Annotated in this window: 5 protein-coding genes; 3 read left to right on the plus strand and 2 right to left on the minus strand. The window is 67.3% G+C overall.

Annotated elements, in window-relative coordinates; all coding sequences use genetic code 11:
* Window positions 1-8 precede the first annotated feature (8 nt).
* Complete coding sequence (locus WKW77_RS29245) at window positions 9-608, minus strand: HupE/UreJ family protein (RefSeq protein ID WP_340360396.1); 600 nt, start codon at window positions 606-608, stop codon at window positions 9-11.
* Between the two features lie 33 nt (window positions 609-641).
* Window positions 642-944, minus strand: a complete 303-nt coding sequence (locus tag WKW77_RS29250) for an urease subunit gamma (RefSeq protein WP_340360397.1) — start codon at window positions 942-944, stop codon at window positions 642-644.
* An 81-nt stretch (window positions 945-1,025) separates the two neighbouring features.
* Between WKW77_RS29250 and WKW77_RS29255 the strand changes: the two genes are divergently transcribed.
* The 3 genes from WKW77_RS29255 to WKW77_RS29265 all read left to right on the plus strand — a co-directional run.
* A complete protein-coding gene (locus WKW77_RS29255; RefSeq protein ID WP_340360409.1) occupies window positions 1,026-4,523 on the plus strand; it encodes a hybrid sensor histidine kinase/response regulator in 3,498 nt (1,165 codons plus the stop codon).
* Window positions 4,520-5,536, plus strand: a complete 1,017-nt coding sequence (locus WKW77_RS29260; protein WP_340360398.1) for a response regulator — start codon at window positions 4,520-4,522, stop codon at window positions 5,534-5,536. Before WKW77_RS29255 ends, WKW77_RS29260 begins: the two co-directional genes overlap by 4 nt.
* A 465-nt stretch (window positions 5,537-6,001) precedes the next feature.
* Window positions 6,002-10,363, plus strand: a 4,362-nt coding sequence (locus WKW77_RS29265; protein ID WP_340360399.1) for an Ig-like domain-containing protein, incomplete at its 3' end; no start/stop codon positions are given.

The raw sequence follows: 10,363 nt of genomic DNA on the forward strand, positions 1-10,363 counted from the left end.
GAACCGCCTCAGGCCAGACCGCCGAGCAGCGCGACGCCAAAGGCGGCCACGCCCGCACCTGCCAGTCGAGGCGCCCAGCGATGGCCGTGGCGTAGCGACCAGCCGGCGGCAATGCCCACCACATGCAGCAGCACGGTCGCGGCCAGCATGCCGGCCAGGGTCAGCGCTGCGCCGGACTCGCTGGCGAGTTCCTGTCCGTGTGCCACGCCGTGGAAAACCGCGAACACACCCACCAGCGACGCGGCCGCAAGCGCGGGCAGGCGCCGCTGCGTGACGACCAGCAGCCCGAGCACGAGCAGCGACGCGGCGATCATCGGCTCCACGGCCGGCAGGTGGATGCTCGCCAGTCCGGCCAGCGCGCCGGCCAGCAGCATCACGGCGAATCCCGTGGGCGCCCACAGCAGGTCGGGCCACGCGCGGCGCGCCGTCAATGCACTCCAGAGTCCGACGGCCACCATCGCCGCCAGATGATCCGCGCCGGTCAGCGGATGAAAAAAGCCGGTCGCGAAGCCGTGATGGATTCCGCCGTCGACACCCGTGTGCGCGCTGGCAGCCAGCGGCAGGGCGATGAGGAAGGCGAGGGCGGATGAGCGATGGAATGAACGCATGGATGAGGGTCCTTTTTTGTTGTTCAGGGCGCTTCAGACAATCGGCTGGTGCACGGTGACCAGCTTGGTCCCGTCGGGAAATGTGGCTTCGACCTGGATGTCCGGGATCATCTCCGGCACCCCCTCCATGACGTCGGCGCGGGTCAGCACCGCGCGGCCTTCGCTCATGAGCGCGGCCACGCTCTTGCCGTCGCGCGCGCCTTCCATGACCGCGGCGGAAATCATGGCCACCGCTTCCGGATAGTTGAGCTTGAGGCCGCGCGCGCGGCGCCGCTCGGCCAGCAGTGCGGCGGTGAAGATGAGGAGCTTGTCTTTTTCTCTGGGTGTCAGTTCCATGGGCGGGCCTTCGCGCTTTTTTCTGCGCGGCCATTATGGGCAGGCCCATCGCTTTGCAACAGTCGTGCCGTGGCACGACTGTTGCACCGTTTCCCCGTGCACCCGACCGCCGTTCCCCACGCCCCGAGCGACGACGCGCCGCAGCGCATCGTCAAGGTGAGACGCGACTACAACAAATGGGTCGCCCGGGAAACGCTCGAGGACTACGCGCTGCGATTCACCCCGCAGCGCTTTCGCCGCATGCCCGAATGGCGCGTGGCGAGCACCGCCTTCGGCGGCGCGGCGTCCTTCCTGATCCTCGAAGCGGTCGGCGCCACGCTGCTGGTGCAGTACGGCTTCGTCAACGCCTTCTGGTCCATCCTCGTCACCGGGCTCATCATCTTCCTGGCGGGCCTGCCGATCAGCGTCTACGCGGCGCGCTACGGCGTGGACATGGACCTGCTCACGCGCGGCGCGGGCTTCGGCTACATCGGTTCGACGCTGACCTCGCTGATCTACGCCTGCTTCACCTTCATCTTCTTCGCGCTCGAAGCGGCGGTGATGGCCTATGCGCTGGAGCTGGCGCTCGGCATCCCGCCGGTGTGGGGCTACCTCATCTGCGCGCTGGTTGTCATCCCGCTGGTGACGCACGGCATCTCGGCCATCAGCCGCCTTCAGGTCTGGACACAGCCCATCTGGCTGCTGATGCTGGTGGTGCCCTTCGGCTATGTGCTGGCGCGCGATCCTGGTGCGTTCTCCGGCATTGCGCACTATGTTGGCGTGAAGTCGTCCTCGATCGGGTTCGACCTGCACCTCTTCGGTGCCGCTCTCACCGTCGGCATTGCGCTCATCACGCAGATGGGCGAGCAGGCGGACTACCTGCGCTTCATGCCGGCCTGCACGCCGGCGAACCGCGCGCGCTGGTGGGCCGGCGTGCTGGCCGGCGGACCGGGCTGGGTGGTGCTCGGCGTGCTCAAGATGCTCGGCGGCGCGCTGCTCGCCTACCTCGCGATCAGCCACATGGTGCCGCCCGAGCGCGCGATCGATCCGAACCAGATGTACCTCGCCGCCTACGAGTACGTCTTCCCGAACTACGGCTGGGCGGTGATCGCGACCGCGGTGTTCGTCGTGATCTCGCAGCTCAAGATCAACGTCACCAATGCCTACGCGGGCTCGCTCGCGTGGAGCAACTTCTTCTCGCGCGTCACGCACAGCCACCCCGGGCGCGTCGTGTGGGTGGTGTTCAACGCGCTCATCGCCTTCATGCTGATGGAGATGAACGTGTTCGAGGCGCTCGGCGACGTGCTCGGTCTCTACGCGAACATCGCCATTGCCTGGATGATGGCGGTGGTGGCCGACCTCGTGATCAACAAGCCGCTCGGACTGTCGCCGCCGGGCATCGAGTTCAAGCGCGCACATCTGTGGGACATCAATCCGGTCGGCGTCGGCGCGATGGCGCTGGCGTCGGTGGTGTCGATCACCGCGCATCTCGGCGTGTTCGGGCCGCTCGCGCAGGCGTTCTCGGCATTGATCGCGCTGGGCACCGCCTTCGTGGCTTCGCCCGTCATCGCATGGGCGACGCGCGGCAAGTACTACATCGCGCGGCCCGCCGTGGACGCCGTGCACTGGGCGCGCGTCGAGAACGATGCCGGCAGCTACCAGCGGCTCGCCGTGCAGCGCTGTGCCATCTGCGAGCGCGACTACGAAGGCCCGGACATGGCGCACTGCCCGGCCTACCAGGGCCCGATCTGCTCGCTGTGCTGCACGCTCGATGCGCGCTGCGGCGACCTGTGCAAGCCGCAGGCGAGCCTTTCGGCGCAGTGGTCCGGCGCGCTGCGCTGGTTGCTGCCGCGCCGCGTGTGGCCCTATCTCGACACAGGGCTCGGGCACTTCCTGCTGCTCATGCTGATCCTCGTGCCGCTGCTCGCCGCGGTGTTCGGCGTGCTTTACCAGCAGGAGCTGCGAGCGCTGGCCGAAGGCGCGCTGACGGAGAGCGCGATGCTCGACATGCAGCCCGCCGCGCTGCGCTCCGGCTTCCTCAAGGCCTACATGGCGCTGCTGCTGATCGCCGGCATCATCGCGTGGTGGCTGGTGCTCGCGCACCAGAGCCGCAAGGTGGCGCAGGAAGAATCCAATCGCCAGACCCATCTGCTGATGCGCGAGATCGAACTGCACCGCGAGACCGATCGCGCGCTGCAGGAAGCTAAGCGCACCGCCGACCAGGCCAACCAGGCCAAGAGCCGCTACATCAGCGCGATCAGCCACGAGCTTCGCACGCCGCTCAACAGCATCCTCGGCTATGCGCAGCTGATGGGCGAGGACAGCGCGGTGCCGCCGCATCGGCGGCAGGCGGTCGCAGTCATCAAGCGCGGCGGCGAGCACCTGCTGTCGCTGATCGAGGGCACGCTCGACATCGCGCACATCGAGGCCGGCAAGCTCACGCTCGTCGCGAAGCCGATGCAGTTCGCCGAAGTCATGCGCGAGCTGGCGGACATGTTCGAGCTGCAGGCGCTCGAAAAGGGTTTGGCGTTCCGGTTCGAGCCGACCGGCACCTTGCCGGAGGTGGTGCGCGCCGACGAGAAGCGCGTGCGGCAGATCCTCATCAACCTGCTCGGCAATGCGATCAAGTTCACCGCGGCCGGCGAAGTCACGCTGCGCGTGCGCTATGCGCGCGAATTCGCCGCGATCGAGATCGAGGACACCGGCACGGGCATGTCGCCCGAGGAGCTGGGCCGCATCTTCGAGCCCTTTGCACGCGGATCGACCGCGGTGGGCGCGGCGTCGGGTGCGGGGCTCGGCCTCACGATCGCGAAGATGCTGATCGATCTCATGGGCGGCGAGATGAGCGTGCAGAGCACCCTGGGCGTGGGCTCGGTCTTCCGCGTGCGCCTGTTCCTGCCGCATGTGCACGAAGCGCCCGTGGCGAGTGCGCGCCGCGCGCGAGCGCCTCGCGCGCGCAGGGGCTACGAAGGCAAGCGCCGGCGCCTGCTCGTGGTCGACAACGAGGAGGCCGATCGCGACCTGCTGGTGCATGTGCTCGCGCCGCTCGGCTTCGAGCTGCGCACCGCTGCGAGCGGCCACGATGCGCTCGACCTGATCGCGGCAGGCTGGCGCCCCGATGCGATGTTCGTCGACCTGGCGATGCCGGGCATCGACGGATGGGAAACCATCCGCCGCTCGCGCGCGCTCGGGCTCGCCGACGCCGCGGTGGCGATCGTCTCGGCCAATGCCTTCGACAAGCGGCTGGAGAACGACGTCGGCATCTCACCCGAGGACTTCTTCGTCAAGCCGGTGCGGCACAGCGAGCTGCTCGACTGGCTCGAGCGCCGACTGGCCCTGCAGTGGACCGACGCCGCCGCAGCGCCACCCGCCCCCGCGCCCCAGGCGCCGCGCACCGCCGTCCCTACGCCGGAGCGCCTTCGCGCGCTCGAGGAGGCGGTGAGCCTCGGCTACTTTCGTGGAATCATGAACCAGCTCGATGACATCGACGCAGCGCAGCCTGAATGCACGGCGTGGACTTCCGTCCAGCGCGGATTGGCCCGCCGGTTCCAATTCGAAGCCATGACCCGCGCGTTGAATGCGGCGGCAGGTGCGGCGTGAATTCGACCCCGTCCACCCCGCCGCTCGTGCAGTCGCTCCGCGAAGGCGACGGCAGCACCGATCTCGTGCTCATCGTCGATGACGTGCCCGACAACCTCGCGGTGCTGCACGATGCGCTCGACGAATCCGGCTACACCGTCCTCGTCGCCACCAGCGGCGAGCAGGCCTTGCAGCGCGCCGCGCAGGCCAAGCCCGACATCGTCCTGCTCGACGCGATGATGCCGGGCATCGACGGCTTCGAAGTCGCGCGCCGGCTCAAGGCCGATGCAGCGACCGCACACATCCCGATCGTCTTCATGACCGGCCTCACCGAGACCGAGCACCTTGTCGCCGCGCTGGAGGCCGGCGGCGTCGACTATGTCACCAAGCCGATCAAGCCCAAGGAAGTGCTCGCGCGCATGAACGTGCATCTGCAGGGCGCGCGCCGTGCGCGGCAGGATGCGCGGCAGGCCGGCCAGGCGCGCAATGCGCTCGATGCCTTCGGCTATGCGAGCTTCACGGTGCGGATGCCCGAGGGCCGGCTGATCTGGCAGACCGTGCTCGCGCGCGAACTGCTGCTGCGCTATTGCGGCACCAGCGCGCCGGCGACGCCGCCGGCAGTGATCGAGTGGCTGCAGCGCCATCTGCCCGATGCGCTGGAGCGGCAGGTCGAGCCGCCGGTGTTGTCGATCGCACAGGGAGCTGCCAGTCTCAACCTGCGCCTGCACCAGCAGACCGGCCACGACGACGGCGGCGACGAGTGGCTCATCATCATGCGCGAGGTCTCGGGCACCGCAGTGATCGAGGCCATGAGCCTGAGCCTGAAACTCACCCTGCGCGAGGCCGAGGTGCTGTACTGGGTCGTCAAGGGCAAGACCAACAGGGACATCGGCGAGATCCTGGGCAGCAGCCCGGCCACCGCCAAGAAGCACCTGGAGCGCGTCTACGTCAAGCTTGGCGTGGAGACGCGCACCGCCGCGGCCGGCGTGGCGATGAAGCGCATTCGCGAATTGCAGCCGCAGTTCGAGATCTGAGGCCGCACCCCCGCCTGGCGAAGCGCGTTCGGCCGCGAACTCGCTCGCCTGGGTCGCGCCGACGCACGCGGCGACGCGCCCAGGATCTTCTTTCTGAACCCCCCTCGAATTTTCGCGTTCCACAGATCAGCGGCAATTCTTTTGCAGGCTTTTTGCACAGATCAGGTCGGCGCCAAATGATCCTTGTGTGTCAACTATTTCACGCATTCATTTTGACGAGGCCCGAAAAACCTGCATCTGGGCAGCAGGCCTGAGGGATTCGGAGTTTTCTCATACGTTTTTGGTTCGTTGCTCGATACAGTCCCCCGGCTTCAATGGGGTGGGGTCATTCCATGAATTCCGATTCGATCGGAATGATCTTTCGAAGAATTTTGGTTTATCAATTTAATTATTCGCGAGCAATCGATGGCTTCTAAGAAAACGGCTTTGGTGATCAATAAGGGCGGCAGAAATACGAGCGAGGCGATGGCCTTGAATGCCGAGGCGCCCATCAGAATCAAGGCGCAGGCAGGTTCCAAATACCTTCTCAAATTGAATGGGGAGGCCGCGCCCGAGAACGCCACCCTCGCGCGCGTCGGCAACGACCTGCACCTGACGCTCGAGGGCGACACCCAGCCGGCCGCGATTCTCGAGGGCTACTTCCTCCTGCCCGACCCGCCCGGCCTGTACGGCCAGGCCGAGGATGGCCAGCTCTATCGCTTCGGTCGCACCGATGGCGGCGAGATCTTCTCCCTGGCCGACGGCGAGATGTCTGCAGTGGCTTTGGCGGGCGACCCTGTCCCCGCCGATGGCAACGATGACGGTGGCGTCTTCTGGCCGCTGCTGATGTTGGGTGGCCTGGCTGCCGGTGGCCTCGTGGCGACGAGCGGCGGCGGTTCGTCATCGGCGTTGTGGATCGAGCCGGCAAAATCCGAGCCCCCGACGAAGACCGTGCCGACCCCGGGCCGGGCTGGCGCCACCGACCACTTCGGGCCGATCCAAGGACCGATCGAGAACCACGGCGTCACCGACGACCCACGCCCGGAAATCACCGGCACCGGCAGCCCGGGCGACACCATCACCATCTACGACAACGGCACGGTCATCGGCAAGACCGTCGTCGACGGCGACGGCAACTGGCAGTTCACCCCCGACGTCGACCTGTCCGAGGGACCTCACTCGATCACCACGACGGAAACCGACTCGGAGGGCAACACGAGCTCTCCGTCGGAGCCGTTGGAATTTGGCGTGGACCGCACGCCGCCAGGGAAGCCAAGCCTTGGCGAAGGCCTCGGCCCCATCATCGATGACTACGGCAGCATCACCGGACCGATTGCCAAGGGTGGGGTCACCGATGACGCTCGTCCCGAGTTCACCGGCAAGGGCGAGCCGGGCAACACCATCACCATCTACGACAACGGTAGTGAGATCGGCCAAGCCACGGTCGACGACCAAGGCAACTGGCACTTCACGCCGCCCGTCGACCTGGGCGAGGGCCCACACGCCATCACCATCACCGAAACCGACCCGGCGGGGAACGAGAGCGAGCCTTCCGACCCGTTCGACTTCGGCGTCGACACCGTGGCCTCGATTCCCAGTGCAAAGGTCGATGGCGCGGTGGACGAATCCGGACTGACCGGCTCCAGCCAGCCAACGCTGAGCGGCACCGGCGAGCCCGGCGACAGGATCACCGTCACCTACCCGGACGGCCAGGTCACCGAAACGGTGGTCAAGCCGGACGGCACCTGGACCGCTCCGGCACCGGCCGAGCCGCTGCCCGATGGCAGTGGCTCGATCCTCGTCACCGAGACCGACGAGGCCGGCAACAGCAAGACGGTGCTGGTGCCGGTGTCCATCGACACCGAGGCGCCTGCGGCGCCCGAGATCGGCTCGGTGGTGGACAACGTCGCTCCCGTCGAGGGTCCGCTCACGAGCGGCCAATCCACCAACGACGACACTCCGACGCTCAGCGGCACCGCCGAGCCGGGCAGCAAGGTGACCATCACCGACAACGGCGAGGTCATCGGCGTCGTCGACACCGATCCGGACACCGGCGCCTGGACCTTCACGCCGGACACGCCGCTCACCGAAGGCAATCACGTCCTCGAAGTGACCGCTACCGACCCGGCGGGCAACACCGGCCCGGGCACCGGGTTCGTGATCGAAGTGGACACCGGCAAGCCCGCCAAGCCTGAACTGGGCAAGAATCTCGAGAGCGTGATCGACAACGTCGGCGAGATCACCGGACCGATCGCCAAGGGCGGCGTCACCGATGACACCCGTCCCGAGTTCACCGGCAAGGGCGAGCCCGGCGGCACCATCACCATCTACGACAACGGCAAGGTCATCGGCGAGGCTGTCGTCGAAGGCGGCGGCAACTGGAAGTTCACGCCGCCCATCGATCTGGGGGAGGGCGCGCATTCCATCACCATCACTCAGACCGACAAGGCCGGCAACGTCAGCGATCGTTCGGACCCGTTCGACTTCGCCATCGACACCGTGGCCTCGATTCCCAGCGCGAAGATCGATGGCGCGGTGGACGAATCCGGCCTGACCAGCACCGACCAGCCAACGCTGAGCGGCACCGGCGAGCCCGGCGACAGGATCACCATCACCTATCCGGACGGCCAGGTCACCGAAACGGTGGTCAAGCCGGACGGCACCTGGACCGCCCCGGCACCGGCCGAGCCGCTGCCCGATGGCGGGGGCTCGATCCTCGTCACCGAGACCGACGAGGCTGGTAACAGCGCGACTGTGACCGTGCCCGTGCATGTCGATACCGAGGCGCCTGCGGCGCCCGAGATCGGCTCGGTGGTGGACAACGTCGCTCCCGTCGAGGGTCCGCTCACGAGCGGCCAATCCACCAACGACGACACCCCGACGCTCAGCGGCACCGCGGAGCCAGGCAGCAAGGTGACCATCACCGACAACGGCGAGGTCATCGGCGTCGTCGACACCGATCCGGACACCGGCGTCTGGACCTTCACGCCGGACACGCCGCTCACCGAAGGCAATCACGTCCTCGAAGTGACCGCCACCGACCCGGCGGGCAACACCGGCCCGGGCACCGAGTTCGTGATCGAAGTGGACACGGTCAAGCCTGACAAGCCTGATCTGGGCCAGACTCTGGAGGACGTCTACGACGACCAGCCGGCGATCATCGGTTCAGTCAAGCCGGGTGACACCACCAACGACAGCAAACCCGAGTTCTCCGGCGTGGGTACGCCCGGGGACACGATCACCCTGTACGACGAAACGCCCGCCGGCCCGGTTGCCATCGGCAGCGGCGTGGTGGATGGCGACGGCAGTTGGACGATCACCCCGGATCAGGAGCTCAAGGACGGCGACCACAGCATCCGCATCACGGTCACGGATCCGGCGGGCAATGAGAGCGACCCGTCAGACCCGTTCGAATTCAGCGTGGATGCGACCGCGCCGGCCAAGCCCGACTTGGGCGACGGCCTCAAGAGCGTGATCGACAACGTCGGCGAGGTCACCGGACCGATCGCCAAGGGCGGCGTCACCGATGATGCGCAGCCTGAATTCAACGGCCGCGGCGAAGCCGGCGGCACGATCACCGTCTACGACAACGGCGTCGAGATCGGCAGCGTGGTGGTCGACGACAAGGGCAACTGGTCGCTGACGCCGGAGCAAGGCCTGGACGAAGGTCAGCACTCGATCACCATCACCGAGACCGACAAGGCCGGGAACGCCAGCGATCATTCGGACCCGTTCGAGTTCAGCGTCGATCTGACCGCGCCGGATGCGAGCAAGCTCGCCATCACGGGCGTGGAAGACGACGTGGGCCTGGTCACCGGCAACGTGGCCAGCGGTGCGACCACCGACGACAGCCGTCCGGTGATTCATGGCACGGGCACGGCCGGCGACACCATCATCGTGATGGTGAAGGACGCGAGCGGCAGCCACGACCTGGGCCGTGCGACCGTGGACGCCAACGGCAACTGGAGCCTGGAAGTGACGACGCCGCTGGCGTCGGGCTCGAACGAGTTCACCGCCATCGAGATGGATCCTGCGGGCAACAAGACCGCCCCGAGCGCGGGCTACACGGTCGTGGTCGACACGGGCCGCCCGGAGGTGCCGGTGATCGAGAACATCCAGGACGACGTGGGCGCCGTGCACATGCTGCAAAAGGGCGAAGTCACCGACGATGCCCGGCCCACCATCCTCGGCACGGGCACGGCGGGCAACACCATCAAGGTGTACGACGGCGCGACGCTGCTCGGACAGGCGCAGGTCGATGCGAACGGCAAGTGGAGCTTCACGCCGGGCACGAACCTGACCGACGGTGCGCACAACATCACGGCCACGGCCACCAACCCGGTGGGCCAGACCAGCGATGCGACGGGCGTGTGGAACTTCGTGGTCGACACGAAGGCGCCGGAGCCGGTCAGCGGCCTGGTGGTGACGGACGACGTGGGCGCCAAGCAGGGTCCGCTGTCCAACGGAGATACCACCGATGACAGCCGTCCGACCTTCAGTGGCAAGGCCGAGCCTGGCAGCACGGTGACGGTGTACGACGGCGGGGCCAAGCTCGGCGAGGTGCCGGTGGACGGCAGCGGCAACTGGAGCTTCACGCCGAGCACCGACCTGGCTGATGGCTCGCACAGCTTCACGACGGTGGTGACCGATCCGGCCGGCAACACGAGCGCGCCGAGCGCGCCTGTGAACGTGTCGCTGGACACCTCGAAAGTCGAAGTGTCGATCAGCGCGCTGGTAGACGACCAGGGCGCGATCAAGGGCAACATTGCGCCCAACGGCGTGACCGACGACACCCGTCCGGAGATCACCGGCAAGGGCAAGGCCGGCAGCACGGTCACCGTGTACGAC

Origin of the sequence: Variovorax ureilyticus (assembly GCF_037889935.1) — a bacterium.
In the GTDB taxonomy this organism is placed as follows: Bacteria; Pseudomonadota; Gammaproteobacteria; order Burkholderiales; family Burkholderiaceae_C; genus Variovorax; species Variovorax ureilyticus.